We start from the raw sequence: 16,092 nt of genomic DNA on the forward strand, positions 1-16,092 counted from the left end.
GGCCCCGACCTCGTGCTCCGACCTCGTGCCCCGGTCCTCGGGGCACGGCGGGGTGGGGGACTACGGGACGAACTCGGAGAGCCGGTTCAGGACGTGCGAGGGGGCGGGCAGCGCGGCGATCTCCTCGGCCACCTCCCGCGCCGCCGACCGCAGCACGTCGTCGTCCAGGACGCGGTCGAGGGCCGAGCCGACCTCGTCGACGGTCTCGGGCAGCAGGGCGCAGGCGTCGCCCACCCCCCGTTCCACCACCGAGGCCGCGTTCATCGGCTGTTCCAGCGACCGGGGCAGGACCAGCTGGGGGACCCCGCTGGCCAGTGCGGCGAAGGTCGAGGAGGTGCTCCCGTGGTGGATGAGGGCCACGCAGGTGGGGAGCACGGCGGGCAGGGGGAACCAGGTCGCGACGCGCACGTTGGAGGGCAGCGGTGACCACCTCGACAGGTCCGCCCCGCCCGTGCTCACCACCACCTCGACGTCGCGCCGGCCCAGCCGCGCGACGAGCTGGCCGAAGAGCAGGTCCTCGGTGCGGGCCGGCAGGGACGATCCGGCCATCACGCACACCCGGGGACGCGCCGGCGCGGACAGCGCCCAGGAGGGCAGGACACCGCCGCCGGTGTAACTGGTCCACCGGAGCGGCACCCCCGCGTCGCTGCCCGTCGGCCGCAGGCTGTCGGGGCAGCTGTCGACCACCGCCGTCGGGATCACCTCGCCGTCAGGCAGTCCGTAGCGGGCTCGGGCGCCCGACATGGACGCCAACGCCGCCGCCGGCACCGGACCGGCCACACCGGAGCGGTGCAGGACCAACGGCACGCGGGTGACCTCGGCTGCCAGGATTCCGGCCGGCATCTGCCCGGTGGCCACGACGACGTCCGGGGACCAGCGGTGGATCAGGCCGACCAGGCCGTCGATCATCCGTTCGCCCACCGCCGCGGTCAGGCCGACCGTGCCGGACAACAGCCGTTCGGCGGCCGAGCGCACGGGCGCCCTGCGGGGCTCGGCGTACTTGCTCCACCCCGCCAGGACCAGCTGCGCCTCGCTCCGGGTCAGCGGGCGGGGGAACTGGACGTGGTCGGCGGTGCGGCGGTAGGTGTCGGCGATGTCGGTGCCGCAGACCTCGGCGCAGCGCAGGCCCGAGTGGATGGCCATCGCCAGCGCGGGACCCGTCGAGGCGAAGAGGGCCTCATGCCCGGCGAGTTCGGCGGCCCAGGCGAGGGGGACGAGGGGGAGCACGTGCCCGATGCCGGGCGGTGCGGTGAGGAGGATGCGCATCGGACCGTGTCTCAGCTTCCACGACGGTAGGGCCGCGGGCCGCGGGGCAGCACCGCGCCCCGCGAACGACCAGGGACTCAGCGTGGGGCGGACGGGAGCGTGGGGGGAGCACCGCTTCCTCGCGCCCGGAGCGCCGTCGGTGCGGGCGGCCTCCGGGAGGCCGCCCGCACCCTGGCCGGGCGGCCCGGAGGACCGTGCCCGGCGGGTGCGGTCGCCGGACGTGTTCGGTCGGTTCGCCGGTCCGGTGGGGCTGGTGGGCCCGCCAACCGTGGCACCCGGTTCCGCCCCACCCCGCCGAGGTGCCGCCAGCCCGGCGCGGGGCTGACGAGTGGTCCGCTCCTCCCGAGGACCATGCGGGAAGGGAACCGAGAAGGACACCTCGCGGCGGGGTTCACGAGTTCAATGGCTATCGCCTTTTCCGGAGCTCCTGCAAGGTGGGATCAGGACCTGCACTCCAAAGAGTGAGAAATGGAGATTCCCGTTTCGAAAATTGCCCTATTGTCGGGTCATTGTCGAAACTGAATCACGTTCGAAGTGGCTGATTGTCCTGGCCCTGGGGGCAATGGGCGAATTGTCTGGGCCGGCTGGTTCTCGGTGGAGGAGGATCGGCGTCCGGATGGGCGCCGTCACCACGGTGCCCGCGCTGTAGTGTCGGTCCGGGGAGGATGGCACCCCGCCGATCGGTGGGATCTTCTTTCCGCGTACCCGGATGTCGTCAACACCCCGAAACGTCGGCCCGACCCGAAAACACGAGAGAGGTTCCATGAGAGACGAGATCCGCCAGTTCGTCCTGGCCGTCCTCGGTGTCGAGCAGCACTCCGATTCCCCGGACAGCGTGACCGGTCGGGTCTCGCTCGGACTCGACGACCTCACCGAGGAGCGTTTCCGGGAACTCGTGGGGAGCGTGGAGCGCGAGTACGGAATCGCGTTGGCCGACGACCCGATCGCCTACGGCTCGCTGCGCACCGTCAACGACCTCGTCGAACTCGTCCTGCTGCGGCGCCTCGCCGCCAGGGAGCCCGAATCGGTCGAGTGAGCCCGCTCGCCCCTGCGTCGGCGGGGCGGGGGATCGCCAGCCACCTCGGCCCCGCCTCACGGGCCGAGGTGGCGCCCGGGCCTCCGCCCGGTCCTCACGCCAGCGCGCAGGCCGAGCCGTTGAGCGTGAACCCGGTCGGCCCGGTGTTCACGGTGGTCCAGGTGGCGGTGAACCCGACGGTCACCGAGCCCCCGGCGGGGATGGTCGCGGTGTGCGGGGCGCTGGTGACGCTCACGGCACCGTCCCGCTGCTCGACGACCCCGCCCCACAGGTTCTGGACGCGTTGACCGTCGCGGAGCTCCCAGTCCAGCCGCCAGCCGTTCACCTCGGCGGAACCGGTGTTCCCGATGACCAGTTCACCCTGGAAGCCGCCGGGCCACTGGTTGACGACCCGGTAGCCCACCGAGCACGACGGGCCGGTGCCACCGCCGCCGTCGTCCCCGTACACCGAGGCCTCCACCGAGGTGTCGGCGATCCCGTTCTCACCGTGGAAGATCCGCTCCCCCCACGACGTCAGGCTGTTCCCGTCGAAGTCGTTCACCATGTCGAGGTAGCCGACCTCGGTGCTGTTGCCGCTCCAGGACCACCCGATGTACCCGAGGCCCCGGGACTCGGCGCCCGCCATGATCGCGTCCTCGTCGGGGTCGCCGTCGGAGTGGTAGTGCCCGAACTCGCCGATGACCAGCGGCAGGTTCGCGTCCTGGAAGGCGGCCAGGTAGTCGCTGACCTTCGTCGCGGTGTCGTACACGCCGTACATGTGGATGGAGAACACCGTGTTGCCCGCCGGGTCGCTGGCGAACACCTCCTCGGCGTTGTCCCGCATGGTGAAGGTCCAGTCCTGCCCCCAGTTCGGCGCGTCCACCAGCAGCGTGTGGGTGAACCCGGCCGACCGCAGCCGCTCGATCGCGCCGATGGTGTCCGCCGTCCACGCCTCGTACCCGGTGTTGCCGTGCGGCTCGTTGCCGATGTTGACGATGACGTAGGCCTCCTCGCCCTCCACGGCCTCCCGGACGTCGAGCCAGTAGTCCACGGCCTGGTCCAGGCTGGCCGCGCCGTCCTGCTCCCCGTACCCGGTCGTGTCATGGACCTCCAACACGCAGATCAGCCGGTTGGCCTTGCACAGCGAGACCACGTTCGCGACGTCGTCGACGTCGCTGCGCTCCCAGCGGTGGCCGCTGCTGAGCACCACGCGCACGGTGTTCGCGCCCAGCGCCTTGATGTCGGCGAAGGCGCCGGTCTCGTGGGTGAACCACGCGTGGGGGTGGCTGGCCCCGCGCATGATGAACTCGTTGCCGTTCGCGTCGTACAGCCGACCGTCGGAGACGGTGAAGCCGGCCTGGGCGTGCGCCGAGGGAGTGACGACGAACAGGGTGAGCAGTAGGGAGGCGAGCAGGGTTCCTGCGGTTCTCAGTGGGTTCCTCATGACCTGCCTTCTGGGGTGACCAGTGGTCCGGACAGGGAACTGTCGGACCGAGGAAGGCACTCGGATCCGGGCGGCCCGTTCAGCATAGGACCGGTGTTCCCACCCGCTCAATGACGCGGACGGCCGCCGTCGCGCGGGTGCCCCCGGCCGAGGGGGCTCGGCCGCCCGGCCCCCGGCACTCGGGCCCCTCCCGACCTCCGCGGCCTTCCCGGTCACCACCTCACCCGGGTTCTCCGCACCCGCGTTCGGGTGACGGTGGACGCGAGGCCGTGTGAATCGGCGATCGACCGGTAACGCGGGGGGTGGTGGCATCGACACCGAGGACATCAGGACCACGAACAGGGAGGTCAACCATGTCCGACACCCGGCGTGCCGCGCTGTTCGCGTTGGGCGGCGTGCTTCTCCTCGTCGCGGTGGCGCTGCTCTGGTACCCGCCCGCGGCGGCGGGAGTGCTCCTCGCCATGGCGGCCGGCTACGGGCTGATCAGCTGCGCCAACGACCCGGCGCGCGCCGACGCCCGGCTCTGGACGCACGACGGCCACTGACCGACCGGGCCGCTCCCGCCGGTCGGTCCCGGTCCGGCGGGTTCGCCCGCGTGCTGCCCCGCCGTTCCCGCCGGGAGCGGTGCCGCGCCGGGTCAGCGCGCGACCAGGCGGCACCTGTTCGGGCCCAGGGGCGTCAGGGTCACTCCCTGACCGACCGGGACGGTCCGGTCCACCGCTTCGAAGCGGTACGCGTGCGTCAGCATCGACAGGACCAACACCGTCTCCAGCATGGAGAAGTGCTGGCCGATGCACGCCCGAGGTCCCCCGCCGAAGGGGTACCAGGCGTAGCGGGGCCGGGTGGCCTCCCGCTCGGGCAGGAAGCGGTCAGGGTCGAACCGCTCGGGTTCTGACCAGTAGGCCGGGTGCCGGTGGGTCACCCACGGCATGAGCGCCACCTCCGTGCCGGCCGGGATGCGGTGGCCGTCGATCTCGGTGTCCTCCCGCGCGCTGCGCGCGATCACCGGGGCGGACGGGTAGAGGCGCAGTGCCTCCTTGGCCACCCGGGTGGTGTGGTCGAGGTCGGGGAGATCGGCCGGTACCGGCTCCCGGCCACCCAGCACCCGGTCCACCTCGTCCCGCGTCCGCCGCTGCTCCTCCGGGTGGGTGGCGAGCAGGTGCAGCGAGAAGGACAACGCCGTCGCCGTCGTCTCGTGGCCGGCGAGGAGGAACAGCAGCACCTGGTCCCGCACCTCGGAGGGGGAGAGGCGGTCGCCGTCCTCGTCCCGGGTGCGGATCAACCTGCTGAGCAGGTCGGCGCCGTCCGCGCCAGCAGAGGCGCGGTCGGCGATGATCCGGTCGCACAGCGCGTAGAGCTCCGCGCGGGCCGACGCCGCCCGCCGGTTGGCGGGGGTGGGCCACTCGCGGGGCGTCCGGACGGGGCTGGTCCCCCGCCGGTAGGTCCAGGAGTTCAGCACCGGGAAGCAGCGCTGGATGGTGGGGACCGCCGCGCTGCCGTCCGCCCCAAAGAGCAGGCGGGTCACCACCCGGAGGGTCAGGTCGGTCATCTCCCCGGCGATGTCGACCACCTCGCCGTCCCGGCCCCGCCACCCGTCGAGGGTGCGGGTGGTCTCCTCCCGGATGCCCTCGGCGTAGCCGTCGACCCGGCGCCGGGTGAACAGCGGCTGGACCAGGCGCCGCTGGCGGACGTGGTCACCACCGTCGCTGGTGAGCAGACCGTCCCCGATGACGGCCCTGACCTCCCGGTACAGGTGGCCTCCCTTGTGGAACGGGGCGCCGGCCGACAGGACCTGGGCGGCCCCGCTCGCGGAGAAGACCGCGTGGAACGCGACGCGCAGCCCGGGTGGGCCCGCGACGAACCGCACGACGTCACCACGGTCCCGGCAGGCCCGCAGGTAGGCCTGGAGCGCGTCACGTCGGAGGTCGACCAGCGAGCCCAGGACGGGGACACCGGGGGCGGCGGGGGTGCGGAGCGAGCTCATCGGCGGCTCTCCCAATCTCGTGGACCGAACGGCGGGACGGTGTCGCGGGGAGACGCCACCGGGGGCCCGGAGCGGGGCGGTCGGCGGACGCGTCCGACGGCGGGCCGGGGGTGACCCGGTGCGGTGACGGCTCGGCCCAGTCTGGCCGAGCCGGTGCCGGAGTGGGGGCGTGTCGAGCACCGGTCCCTCGTTCGGCGGTAGGTCCTGTCCACGAACCGGACCGTGCGACCGGACGGCGGTCCGGGGACGACGGCGCCTTCTCGTGCGTTTCCTGGCCGCCGCCGGCCATTCGAACCCGTTCGATCTGCCCGGGGCGACGGTGGGTTATCGAAAGCGGCGCCGTTCGCCTGGCCCACCCGTCCCGCCGCGTTGACCCTCCGGAACCCCGTTGCTACGTTCCGTTCCCCCGGGGCGCGGTCGTCGGCTCCCGGGTCGGCTTCTCCGGCGCTCCGACGCGGCCTTTACCGCCCGGCACCGCCCTCCCTCCCCATCCCACGGTCATGGACCGTTCCCTGGCCACGACGAGAGGTTTCCTGATGAGAACAGACGAGATCCGACCGAGACCCGGCCGTCAGCCCCTGCCCCGGCGGGGCTGGCGGCGCGCGCTGACCGCGCTCGCGGCGGTCCTGGCCACGGCGGGCGGGACGCTGGCGGTGACCCAGTCGGCGGCGCTCGCCCAGGACAGCGCCCCCGTCGGGTGGGCCTCGCAGAACGGCGGAACCACCGGAGGCGCCGGTGGTCGGACGGTCACCGTCACCAACGCCTCCCAGCTCGCCAGCAACCTGAACTCCTCGGAGCGCCTGATCATCCGGGTGCAGGGGATGATCCAGGTCAGCGGCATGCAGCGGGTGGGTTCCAACAAGTCCATCCTGGGGGTCGGGTCCAACTCGGGTATCCGGGGCGGTGGCCTGACGATCAACGGTCAGCGCAACATCATCATCCGGAACCTGGTCCTCACCGGGTCCAACGACGACGCGATCAACATCCAGGACGGCTCCACGAACATCTGGATCGACCACAACGACCTGTCGAACGCGTACGACGGTCTGATCGACATCCGCCGTGGTTCCGACTTCGTCACCGTGTCCTGGAACCGGCTGCACAACCACGACAAGACCTCGTTGGTCGGCTCCTCGGACAACGACGGGGGGATGGACCGGGGCAGGCTGCGCGTCACCTACCACCACAACCTGTTCGAGGGCACCAACCAGCGCAACCCGCGCGTGCGGTTCGGCAACCCCGTGCACGTGCTGAACAACTACTTCCGCGACGTCGGCAGCTACGGCGTGTCCTCGAACATCGAGGCGGGCGTCTACGTCGAGCGCAACTACTTCGAGAACGTGCGCCGGCCGGTGTTGGCCTCCTCCGGCACCACCTCCCCTCCCGGCAACACCCTGTTGTTGAACAACTGGCTGGACAACTCCGGCACGCCGGAGGCCAGGAACGGGGCGCAGGTGCGGCCGATCCCCTACGGCTACACGCCGATCGCCGCCGAGCGGGTCCCCGGTGTGGTGACCGCCGGGGCCGGCGTCGGCAAGATCGGCCTCTGACCCAACGATCCCGCTCCACGAGCCGCGCGCGTCGGACCAGGTCCGGCGCGCGCCGCGCGTTTGGGGGCTCCGTCAATCCACCGATGGCCGGAAACGTGGAAATCCTTCGACCTATTGACCGGGAAGTGGTGGCGGATATATTGGCAAGTGGTATATCGAGGAAAGTTTTCGCCTAGCTGCTGGGTCGGCTGGCGGTGGCCCGGTGGCACGGTCCGGGCGGTGCGCCTCTCCTTGCCGGACGTCACGGGGCCGACGCCCCGGCTTCGGCGTTCGCGGGGGAGGTCGTCGCCGGCGCGGGGTCGTCCTCCGGTGTCCGGAGCGCCCGCCGGCCCGCTCCCACCGCCGCGCGGCCCCTGACCGGTTCGCCGGCGTCCCGCCCTCGCCGGTGACCGACTCCGGCCGAGGGCCGGCCCCCGAGGAGGCTTCCCATGACTTCCGTCCACAGTCGACGTGAACCGGATCGGCGTGCCGGTCGTCCCCACGCCGGCACGCCGTGCGGCGAGGACGGTCCCGCCCGTCCGCTGGTCGCCGCCCCGGTCGGACCGTGGGGCAGGGCGGACCGGCTCCGGGACCGGGTGCGTCCCCCGAGGTTCCCCAACCGGTTCCTCGACGTCACCGAGTTCGGCGCGGTCGGGGACGGTGAACGTGACTGCACGGCCGCGATCCGCGCCGCGATCCGGCTGTGCGCGCAGGCGGGCGGCGGGCACGTGGTGGTGCCGGCCGGCCGGTTCCTGACCGGCCCGGTCCACCTGCTCAGCAACGTGAACCTGTACGTCTCCGACGAGGCGACGGTGGCGTTCAGCCGGGACCCGGCCGCCTACCTGCCGGGGGTGCGAGGTCGTTGGGGCGGTCTCGACCTGGTGGGGCCCTCGCCGCTGGTGTACGCGCACCGGCAGCGCAACGTCGGCGTCAGCGGCGGCGGTGTCCTCGACGGTGGCGCCGACGAGCGGCACTGGTGGCCGTGGACGGGGCTGCCCGAGCACGGGTGGCGCCAGGGGGACCCCTCGGAGGCCGCCGCCAGGGAACGGTTGCGTTCCCTGGCCGAACGCGGGGTCCGGGTCAGCGAGCGGGTCTTCGGTGCGCGGGACGCGCTGCGGCCCCAGTTCGTCCAGCCCTACCGGTGCCGCAACGTGGTCATCGACGGCGTCACCGTGCTCAACGCGCCGATGGCCGCGGTGAACCCGGTGTCCTGTGAGAACGTGCTCGTCCAGCACGTGGCGGTCCGCGCCACCGGCCCCGACGGGGTGGGCTGCGCCGTCGAGTCCAGCCGGCGTGTCCGGGTGCGCGGCTGCGACCTCGACGCCTCGGAGCGCGCGTTGGCGGTGCTCGGGGGGCAGGGCGAGGACGGGCGGCACCCCGACGTCCCGAGTTCGGAGGTCCTCGTCGAGGACTGCGCCCTGCGTGGCGCCCGGGAGGCGGTGGTGGTGGGCGCCGGTGCCCAGCAGGTGTTCCTGTCCGGGCTGCGGGTGAGCGGATCCCGGACCGATACCGCCCTGCGGGTGCGGGGTGGGTCCCGGGCCGGCCGGACGGTCGGCGAGGTCCACGTCCGCGATGTGGACGTGGACACCGTCGACGGCGCGGTGGTGCGGATCGTGGCCGACGAGGGGGGAGCCGGCTGGACCCGGGGTGCCCGACCGGCCGTGCTCGGCGTGGGGATCCACGGTCTCACCGTGGAACGGGCCGGCCGGTCGCTGGAGATCCGGGGCCGTTCGGACGCCCCGGTGCGCGGCGTGGCGCTGCGGGACGTCGACGTTCGACGGGTGGACGAGCCGGCCCTGGTCGAGGGCGTCGAGGGCCTGCGGTGCGAGGAGGTCCGGGAGAACGGTGTCCCGGCGGTGGGAGCCGTCCCGGCATCGTCGGTGCCCGAGCCCCGGCGGGAGTGAGCGCCGAGGCGGCCCCGGATGTCCTCGCGGTGCCCGGGAGGACGCCGCTGGGGGACGGGCGGGCGGCCGGCAGCGGAGGAGCGCCGGCCGGGAGCCCTCCGGTGCGTCCTGGGCTCCTGGGGCGGGGGCCGATCGTGCGCGACCGCGACGCGGGTCCGGCTCCGACGGGCGGAGCGGGGCCCCGCGAGCGGGCCATGCCACGGCGCCAACGGGTGGGGTGCGCCCGGAGCCGGCGCCCGACGGTGCGCGGCCACCGTCTCACTCCTCGGGGTGAAGCAGGTGATCCGTTGGCTGACGGGTGCGCGTTGGGACACGAGCTGTGACCATGAGAGGTCCACGGGTGCCGGTGGTCCGATCCGGACACCCCCGATCGGCGCGGCCGGTCGGACCTCAGGGAGGTGGGCGCATGCGTCGGAGCTTCCGGACGGTCGCGGTGCTGGCCACCGCCGCGGCGGTCGCCGCGGTGGCGGTGGTCCCGGCGGCCGGTGAACCCGAGGTCGGGGCGCGAGCCGCCGCACCGCCGCCGAAGCGACCGGAGGCCGTCGGGCACGGCGGGGCGGTCGCCTCCGCCGACGAGTACGCCACCGAGATCGGGCTGGCCGTCCTGCGGCGGGGTGGCAACGCCGTCGACGCCGCCGTCGCCACCGCCGCGGCCCTCGGGGTCACCGAGCCCTACTCCAACGGGATCGGTGGCGGCGGCTTCCTCGTGCACTACGAGGCCGCGACCGGCGAGGTGCACACCGTCGACGGCCGGGAAACGGCCCCCGCCTCGGCCGGCGAGGACCTGTTCCTGGAGGACGGGCAGCCGATCCCCTTCGACGAGGCGGTCACCAGCGGCCTCTCCGTCGGGGTCCCCGGCACCCCCCTGACCTGGCAGCGGGTCCTGGACCGCTGGGGGAGCCGCGACCTGGCCCAACTGCTCAGGCCCGCCGAGATCCTGGCCCGGCGCGGGTTCGTCGTCGACGAGAACTTCCACCGCCAGACCGCCGCCAACCAGGAGCGGTTCGCCGCGTTCCCGGCCACCCGGGAGTTGTTCCTGCCCGACGGGCGGCCACCGGAGATCGGCACCGTGCTGCGCAACCCGGACCTCGCCGAGACCTACCGGATCCTCGGGACCCACGGGGTCGAGGCGTTCTACCAGGGCGAGATCGCCGAGGACATCGTGTCCTCGGTGCGCGAACCCCAGGTCGACCCCGGGGCGGACCGCGTGGTCCGACCCGGCGGGATGACCACCGACGACCTGGCCGCCCACACCGCACCCGACCGGCCCTCGACCAGGCTGGACTACCGGGGGTACGAGGTGTACGGGATGGCCCCGCCCGGGTCCGGCGGCACGACGGTCGGGGAGGCGCTGAACATCCTGGAGACCGTGGACCTCGCCGGCATGGACGAGTCCTCCTACCTGCACTGGCTGCTGGAGTCCTCCCGGGTCGCCTTCGCCGACCGCAACCGCTGGGTGGGCGACCCCGATTTCACCGACGTCCCCACCGGGGAACTGCTGTCCGACGCCTTCGCCGCCGACCGGGCGTGCCTGATCTCCCCTGACCGGGCCCTGACCAGCCCGGTGCCCGCCGGCGACCCCCGGGCCAGCACGCCGTGCGGGACGGACGGGGGCCAGGTGGAACCGGGCCGGGAGGGCATGAGCACCACGCACCTGACGACCGCCGACCGGTGGGGCAACGTCGTCTCCTACACCCTGACCATCGAGCAGACCGGCGGCAACGGGATGGTCGTGCCGGGACGGGGTTTCCTGCTCAACAACGAGCTGACCGACTTCTCCTTCTCCCCGGTGACACCGGGAGAGCCGGACCCGAACCTGCCGGGCCCGAGGAAGCGGCCCCGGTCGTCGATGGCCCCCACGATCGTGCTCCACGACGGGAAGCCCCTGCTGGCCACCGGCTCCCCGGGCGGCACCACGATCATCACCACCGTGCTGGGCATCCTCACCCAACGCCTTGACCGGGAGGCCTCCCTGTTGGAGGCCGTCGCCGCCCCGCGCGCCAGCCAGCGGAACACCGCCACCACCCTCGCCGAGACCACCTTCGTGGACCTGCCCGCCGTGGACGGGCTCCTCGACCGGGGCCACCGCTTCGACACCACCAGCGGCATCGGCATGGCCAGCGGCGTCGAGTTCCTGCCCGACGGGCGGCTGGTCGCCGTCGCCGAGCCCACCCGGCAGGGGGGTGGCGCGGCGGCGGTCGTCTGGCCCTCGCCGTGAGCCCGCCGAGACACCGGGCCGCCGGCCCCGCCGCACCGGCCCGGTGAGTTCGTCCCGCAGGGGCGGGAGCGGGTGGACGTGGGAACGCGGTCGGTGCGGGAACCGAGGGAAACCGCCGTGCGGCTGGCGCTGTCACCGGCGTGCCCCTGCCCGGCGGGGCGAACCCGTCGACGTGGGCGGCGCGGTCCGCCGACGCGGGGGAGCGGCCGGGGTGTGGTGAGCACGGCCGCCCGCCGGTGCCAACTCCGCCTCCACCGTGGTGGTGTGGTGGTCGGCGGTGGGCCGGCATCGGGTTCGGGTGTGTTCAGGGCGGTGGGGAGGGGTGCTGGTCGGTTGGTGGGTGGCCGGCGGCGTGGCCGAGGAGCGCGCCGGCGGCCTCCGGGTGGGTGAGCGGGGGATCCCCGGGGCGGGTGGGTTGCCAGGTGGTGGGCAGTGCCCACCGCCGTGGTTCCAGCCCGGGGCAGGCCAGGGTGAGCAGCTTGCCCCCGAGACCGGGCAGGGAGGTGACCATCAGCGAGGCCACCAGTTCCGGCCCGGTGGTCAGGACGGTGGCCACCGCGTGGGCGTGGGCCACCAGGAGTGCTCCGGCGAGGCGGCGGGCCTGGACGGGGGGAATCCCGATCGGTTCGGTGGGGGTGTCCTCGGGGCGGAGGACGACACCGAGCGGGCTGGCCTCCACCCGCAGGGTCGTCGTCTGGTGGCCGGCGGGCCACCAGGCCAGGATGCGTCCGATCTCGGTGCCGGGCAGCACGGTCCCGGGGGTGGTCATGGCCGGGCCGGGAGGTAGGGGCGGATGCGGCGGGCGCGGACCGGGAGGGCGTAGGCGCGGACACGGCGGGCCCGGGTCGGGGCGGGGTTGAGGTGCGATGGGGGGTTGGTCATGGTCGTCTCCGTCAGGGTCGGTGGGCCGGGGCCGCCCGGCGGCAGTGGTGGGCGGCCTCGTCGAGCAGGCGGGTGAGGGATCGCGCGGGGCCGGGGCCGAGGATGAGCGGCCAGTGGGCGGCGATCTGGGAGGCCGAGCGGAGGGTGAGCCTGGCCCCGGAGGTGGGGGTGGGCCGGGTCGCGGTGGGGGCGACCGCCAGGGTTCGGCAGGCGGGTCCGCTGTGGAGGGTGAGGAGCAGTCGGCGTTGTGTTCGGAGGGCGGCGGCGAGGTGGCGGGCGGCGGGGGGTGCCAGGGGGGTGTGGGTGCCGTTGGCGAGCAGGACGACGGTGGCCTGGTCGGGGGCGAGGACGAGGGTGAGGGTGGTGAGCGCTCCGGTGGGGTCGACGGCGGGGACGGTGGCTGACCAGGGGTGTGGGGTGGTGCGGCTGGTGGGGGTGTGGCCTTGGGGCCCCCGGGGCCAGCCGCCCGCGCCGGAGCGCGTCGGGGGTGGGGGCTGGCGGGAGGGGGGAGTCGGCGCCGGGGGACGCCGCTCCCTGCCGTCGTCCTCCGTGGTGGTGCGGGACGGGGGACGGCGGTGGTGGTGCGGCGGCGGGGTGGTGTGCCGCCGTACCGGGCCGGCCTCGTGGGGGAGGGGGTGGGGCCGGTCGTGGGAGGGGGACAGCGTCGGGGGTCGCTGTCCCCGGCCGGGCGCGCCTCGGGGTTCCGGGCGGCGTGCCGGGCCTGTCCTGGGCGCGGGTGGCGAGGAGGACGCGGGCGGGGATGGATCGGCGTGGGGCGTTGGGGGTGGTGGCCGGTGGTGTGGGGTCGGGTCGGTGGCGGGCTTCGGTGCGTTCGACTTCCCAGCCGATGAGGACGGCGACCGTGACGAACAGGACCGCGATCCCGACTACGACCACAGTGGACAGTAGCTGGGAGTGAAGGATCTGCTGCATGGCGCACTCCGTCCGTGCCAGGCGGGTGGAACATGCGCCACCCTGTGCCACTGAAGTGAAACGTGCGCCAGGGGCCGGCACAATCGCCTGATCGGGTAAGGTGATCCGGCTACGATGTTGCGCATGGCGACGACTCGATCACGCATGTCGAAGCTGCGGACGCCTCGCGCCCGCGCCGTGGGGCAGGCACTTCGTGACGCACGGGAAGACGCCGGCGTCGGAGTCCGGGAGCTGGCGCGGCAGTTGGGTACGCACCACACGTGGGTGCAGCGCGTCGAGCGGGCGGAAATCGTCATCACGCCCGAACTCGTCGCGACCATCACCGGTGCGTTGGGCCTGCCACCCAACGAGCGGGACTCGCTGGTCGAGCAGGCGCGGGATCTGCCTGCCGCGTCACCGTGGACCCCGTCGTCCTCGCTTCCCGGCCAACTCGGCACGCTCATCAGCTACGAGAACGAAGCAGTTCGGATCACGCAGATCAGTGACATCGTGCCGGGCCTGCTCCAATCTGCGGACTACGCCCGAGCGATGGTTGCTGCCACCCCGGGTCCATATCCGATGGCGGACCTCGTACTCGCCCGGATGGGGCGTCAGGCGTTGCTGCGTTCCCGGAATGCTCCCGTCTACACGGCCTACCTCGACGAAGTCGCGTTCCGCCGGGTTGTGGGTGGCCCGGCAGTAATGGCTGATCAGTTGGACCTGCTCATCGACCACGCACACGCCACCGTGCGCGTCATCCCGGAGGCGATCGGGCCACAGCCCGGTTGGATGATCGGCGGACGTGGGATGGGCACGATCCTGGAGTTCGCCGACGCGGATCCAGTTGTCTACCTCGAACATCTGGCCACTGGGACGTATCTCGACAGGCGGAGCGACACCTCGGTGTACCTGGAAGCGCTGGCTACGCTGTCCGCCGTGGCGATGACCCCGGACGACTCAGCCAAGGTCATCGCCTCGTACCGTGACCAGTACGAAAGGCAGGCACCATGACGGCACGTGACCGCCTCACCGGGTGGCGGAAGGCACGGGCGAGCGGAAGCCAGGGCGACTGCGTCGAAATCGGTGGCGCGCCAGGCATCGCGGGTATCCGGGACACGAAGAACCGGGACGCGGGCACCCTCGTCGTTGATCGTGACGCCTTCGCTGCCTTCATCGCGGCGGTGAGGTCCGACCGCTTCTGAGTGTTCCTCGGATGTGGTGGAGCCCCCGCGCTGCGGGGGCTCCAGGCGTTCGGGGGTGGGTGGGCTTGGGTGGCGGCGTGCGGTGGAAGGACGTGTCCGCGGTTCCGGTGGCATCGCCGGGGACGGGGTTGAACGCTGCTGGTGGTAGCCGCTGCTCCTCCCGGTGGTGTCCGTGCCCTACCCGTGGTGGGCCTTCGGCTGTCACGATGGGTGGACTGCCGGCGAGCGTGGGGCTGCCGAACGAGGGCGGGTCTGGTGTTCGAAGCCTGCCGTGGACCAGCTCCGAGGTCGGCGAGCCCTGTTGGCCGGGCGACCACGACAAGCTTGTTCTGTCGGGGGGAACCCGCGTCAACTCGGATGACGAGCCCGCCCTCGCCGGTCGTCGCGAGATCCGCCCTTCTGGTGTATGAGGGACGTATTCGGCCCGACAGTTCTGCTGCGCCGCGACCACTGCCAAGCATTCTTGAGTTCCGTCGACGCTCACAGCGGGGCCTGACTTGGTGTCGGCCCGAACGTGTGCTCGGCGCGGGTATTGCTGGTCCGGCGCTGTGAGATACGCTACTGATCTGCACGCTACGTCGAACTATTCATTGGTGAGCCGTGTGCAGGGAGGTGTGATGATCAGTCCATACGTGCGTCGACAGCGGTTGGCGGTGGAGCTGCGCGTGCTGCGGGAGGTTGCCGGGTTGACGCACGCCGACCTGGCCAAGCGCATTGGCCAGTCACGAATGAAGATCACCCGGTTGGAAAATGGGCACTCCATCCGGGACAGTCAGGCCACTGTGATGCGGCTGATCGATGAGCTGGGTGTGGACGGTAACAGGTGGACTGAGATCATGGCCGTCGCGAGGGATGCGTCGGAACGCGGCTGGTGGGCCTCATTCGAGCCAGGGATGGGCGCCCGGCAGGCCCTGTATGCTGACCTGGAGGCAGGGGCAGCGTCGATCACGGAGTTCCAGCCGTTCATCCCGGGCCTGTTGCAGACTGCCGAGTTCGCCCATCAACGGCAGGTGGCTGAGGCGGACATTGGCCCGGTGACATTTCAGTCGGAGCGTGCGGTGGAAGCCCGGCAAATCCGGCAGCGGATGTTGCGCCGGCCTGATGGGCCGTCATACGAGGTGGTCCTGGACGAGATCGCGCTCCGGCGGCTATCCGCCCCAGCCGAGGTGGTCGCGTCACAGATGCAGCATCTAGTAGCGCGTGCCCGCGAGCCGAAGATTACTGTGCGGGTGTTGCCGGTAAATGCGGCGATCGACGGTTACGTCACGCCTCGCTCAGCGTTCTCGGTCTACGCCTACCCCGATCCGCAAGATCCGCGAGTGGTCGCCGTGGATACGGTGACCACCGATGTGGTGCTTACTTCGCTGGCCGAGGAAAAGCAAGTCACGCGATACGTCAACCTTTACGAGCGGCTGCGACGAGCGTCCCTGTCTCCGCAGAGGAGCATGGAAATGCTCAAGCTCGCGGCGGCTGAACTGACCGGCAAGCAGGAAGCGCCATCATGACCACGCAGCCAGAACTTGTTGTCGCTACGCTGTTCCGGAAGTCGTCCTACTCCAACGGTGGCGACAACTGTGTCGAGGTCGGCCTGACCGGGGACGGGCGAGTCGCTGTTCGGAATTCCAAGCATCCCGAGCTGCTCGTGCACCTGTATACCTCCGAGGAGTGGGCCGCTTTCTTAGCTGGTGCCAAGGCTGGGGAATTCGACCTATGAGGATGGCACCCGTGAATGCGCC

Annotated in this window: 13 protein-coding genes; 9 read left to right on the top strand and 4 right to left on the bottom strand. The window is 72.3% G+C overall.

Going from position 1 to position 16,092, the window contains the following annotated elements; all coding sequences use genetic code 11:
• Positions 1 to 60: 60 nt before the first annotated feature.
• Positions 61 to 1,266 carry a nucleotide disphospho-sugar-binding domain-containing protein gene (locus tag ACOJVX_RS08510; protein ID WP_422647393.1) on the bottom strand — a complete coding sequence of 402 codons (1,206 nt, stop codon included), beginning with the start codon at positions 1,264 to 1,266 and terminating at the stop codon, positions 61 to 63.
• Between the two features lie 763 nt (positions 1,267 to 2,029).
• Here ACOJVX_RS08510 and ACOJVX_RS08515 point away from each other — a divergent pair.
• The gene (locus tag ACOJVX_RS08515; RefSeq protein ID WP_030106981.1) at positions 2,030 to 2,302 is read left to right on the top strand and encodes a hypothetical protein; all 273 of its coding nucleotides are present in this window, start codon (positions 2,030 to 2,032) and stop codon (positions 2,300 to 2,302) included.
• Positions 2,303 to 2,396: 94 nt separating this feature from the next.
• On the opposite strand, the gene ACOJVX_RS08520 is transcribed toward ACOJVX_RS08515, so the two are convergent.
• Positions 2,397 to 3,725 carry a cellulase family glycosylhydrolase gene (locus ACOJVX_RS08520; RefSeq protein WP_418152692.1) on the bottom strand — a complete coding sequence of 443 codons (1,329 nt, stop codon included), beginning with the start codon at positions 3,723 to 3,725 and terminating at the stop codon, positions 2,397 to 2,399.
• 353 nt (positions 3,726 to 4,078) lie between these two features.
• Here ACOJVX_RS08520 and ACOJVX_RS08525 point away from each other — a divergent pair, with 353 nt between their 5' ends.
• Positions 4,079 to 4,270, top strand: coding sequence for a hypothetical protein (locus ACOJVX_RS08525; RefSeq protein WP_026420738.1), 192 nt, complete (start codon positions 4,079 to 4,081; stop codon positions 4,268 to 4,270).
• 92 nt (positions 4,271 to 4,362) lie between these two features.
• Here ACOJVX_RS08525 and ACOJVX_RS08530 read toward each other — a convergent pair whose 3' ends face one another.
• Positions 4,363 to 5,709, bottom strand: coding sequence for a cytochrome P450 (locus ACOJVX_RS08530; protein ID WP_422647394.1), 1,347 nt, complete (start codon positions 5,707 to 5,709; stop codon positions 4,363 to 4,365).
• Between the two features lie 536 nt (positions 5,710 to 6,245).
• On the opposite strand from ACOJVX_RS08530, the gene ACOJVX_RS08535 reads away from it, so the two are divergent.
• The 3 genes from ACOJVX_RS08535 to ggt all read left to right on the top strand — a co-directional run bounded on the left by ACOJVX_RS08535 (position 6,246) and on the right by ggt (position 11,360).
• On the top strand, positions 6,246 to 7,259 hold the full coding sequence (locus ACOJVX_RS08535; RefSeq protein WP_081715762.1) for a pectate lyase family protein: 1,014 nt from the start codon (positions 6,246 to 6,248) through the stop codon (positions 7,257 to 7,259).
• 428 nt (positions 7,260 to 7,687) lie between these two features.
• Positions 7,688 to 9,142 carry a glycoside hydrolase family 28 protein gene (locus tag ACOJVX_RS08540; RefSeq protein WP_418152696.1) on the top strand — a complete coding sequence of 485 codons (1,455 nt, stop codon included), beginning with the start codon at positions 7,688 to 7,690 and terminating at the stop codon, positions 9,140 to 9,142.
• Between the two features lie 406 nt (positions 9,143 to 9,548).
• Complete coding sequence (gene ggt, locus ACOJVX_RS08545; RefSeq protein WP_026420742.1) at positions 9,549 to 11,360, top strand: gamma-glutamyltransferase; 1,812 nt, start codon at positions 9,549 to 9,551, stop codon at positions 11,358 to 11,360.
• A 304-nt stretch (positions 11,361 to 11,664) separates the two neighbouring features.
• On the opposite strand, the gene ACOJVX_RS08550 is transcribed toward ggt, so the two are convergent.
• Positions 11,665 to 12,129, bottom strand: coding sequence for a hypothetical protein (locus ACOJVX_RS08550; protein WP_418152698.1), 465 nt, complete (start codon positions 12,127 to 12,129; stop codon positions 11,665 to 11,667).
• 1,169 nt (positions 12,130 to 13,298) lie between these two features.
• On the opposite strand from ACOJVX_RS08550, the gene ACOJVX_RS08555 reads away from it, so the two are divergent.
• The 4 genes from ACOJVX_RS08555 (at position 13,299) to ACOJVX_RS08570 (ending at position 16,070) form a co-directional block, all read left to right on the top strand.
• On the top strand, positions 13,299 to 14,165 hold the full coding sequence (locus ACOJVX_RS08555; protein WP_162147346.1) for a helix-turn-helix domain-containing protein: 867 nt from the start codon (positions 13,299 to 13,301) through the stop codon (positions 14,163 to 14,165).
• Positions 14,162 to 14,356 (top strand): DUF397 domain-containing protein, encoded by a 195-nt coding sequence (locus ACOJVX_RS08560; RefSeq protein WP_418152701.1) that lies wholly within the window; start codon positions 14,162 to 14,164, stop codon positions 14,354 to 14,356. Before ACOJVX_RS08555 ends, ACOJVX_RS08560 begins: the two co-directional genes overlap by 4 nt.
• A 617-nt stretch (positions 14,357 to 14,973) precedes the next feature.
• Positions 14,974 to 15,861 carry a helix-turn-helix domain-containing protein gene (locus ACOJVX_RS08565; protein WP_418152702.1) on the top strand — a complete coding sequence of 296 codons (888 nt, stop codon included), beginning with the start codon at positions 14,974 to 14,976 and terminating at the stop codon, positions 15,859 to 15,861.
• Positions 15,858 to 16,070: a DUF397 domain-containing protein gene (locus tag ACOJVX_RS08570; protein WP_418152704.1), complete on the top strand. Its 213-nt coding sequence runs from the start codon at positions 15,858 to 15,860 to the stop codon at positions 16,068 to 16,070. Before ACOJVX_RS08565 ends, ACOJVX_RS08570 begins: the two co-directional genes overlap by 4 nt.
• Positions 16,071 to 16,092 lie beyond the last annotated feature (22 nt).

The organism is Actinoalloteichus caeruleus, assembly GCF_049311605.1.
Taxonomy (GTDB): Bacteria; Actinomycetota; Actinomycetes; order Mycobacteriales; family Pseudonocardiaceae; genus Actinoalloteichus_B; species Actinoalloteichus_B caeruleus.

What these genes read in the sequence shown, in the direction of transcription:
- ACOJVX_RS08520 (WP_418152692.1), bottom strand. Translation starts at nt 3,725, where the DNA reads ATGAGGAACCCACTGAGAACCGCAGGAACCCTGCTCGCCTCCCTACTG.
- ACOJVX_RS08555 (WP_162147346.1), top strand. Translation starts at nt 13,299, where the DNA reads ATGGCGACGACTCGATCACGCATGTCGAAGCTGCGGACGCCTCGCGCC.
- ACOJVX_RS08570 (WP_418152704.1), top strand. Translation starts at nt 15,858, where the DNA reads ATGACCACGCAGCCAGAACTTGTTGTCGCTACGCTGTTCCGGAAGTCG.
- ACOJVX_RS08540 (WP_418152696.1), top strand. Translation starts at nt 7,688, where the DNA reads ATGACTTCCGTCCACAGTCGACGTGAACCGGATCGGCGTGCCGGTCGT.
- ACOJVX_RS08535 (WP_081715762.1), top strand. Translation starts at nt 6,246, where the DNA reads ATGAGAACAGACGAGATCCGACCGAGACCCGGCCGTCAGCCCCTGCCC.
- ACOJVX_RS08530 (WP_422647394.1), bottom strand. Translation starts at nt 5,709, where the DNA reads ATGAGCTCGCTCCGCACCCCCGCCGCCCCCGGTGTCCCCGTCCTGGGC.
- ACOJVX_RS08550 (WP_418152698.1), bottom strand. Translation starts at nt 12,129, where the DNA reads ATGACCACCCCCGGGACCGTGCTGCCCGGCACCGAGATCGGACGCATC.
- ACOJVX_RS08510 (WP_422647393.1), bottom strand. Translation starts at nt 1,266, where the DNA reads ATGCGCATCCTCCTCACCGCACCGCCCGGCATCGGGCACGTGCTCCCC.
- ACOJVX_RS08565 (WP_418152702.1), top strand. Translation starts at nt 14,974, where the DNA reads ATGATCAGTCCATACGTGCGTCGACAGCGGTTGGCGGTGGAGCTGCGC.
- ACOJVX_RS08525 (WP_026420738.1), top strand. Translation starts at nt 4,079, where the DNA reads ATGTCCGACACCCGGCGTGCCGCGCTGTTCGCGTTGGGCGGCGTGCTT.
- ACOJVX_RS08560 (WP_418152701.1), top strand. Translation starts at nt 14,162, where the DNA reads ATGACGGCACGTGACCGCCTCACCGGGTGGCGGAAGGCACGGGCGAGC.
- ACOJVX_RS08515 (WP_030106981.1), top strand. Translation starts at nt 2,030, where the DNA reads ATGAGAGACGAGATCCGCCAGTTCGTCCTGGCCGTCCTCGGTGTCGAG.
- ggt (WP_026420742.1), top strand. Translation starts at nt 9,549, where the DNA reads ATGCGTCGGAGCTTCCGGACGGTCGCGGTGCTGGCCACCGCCGCGGCG.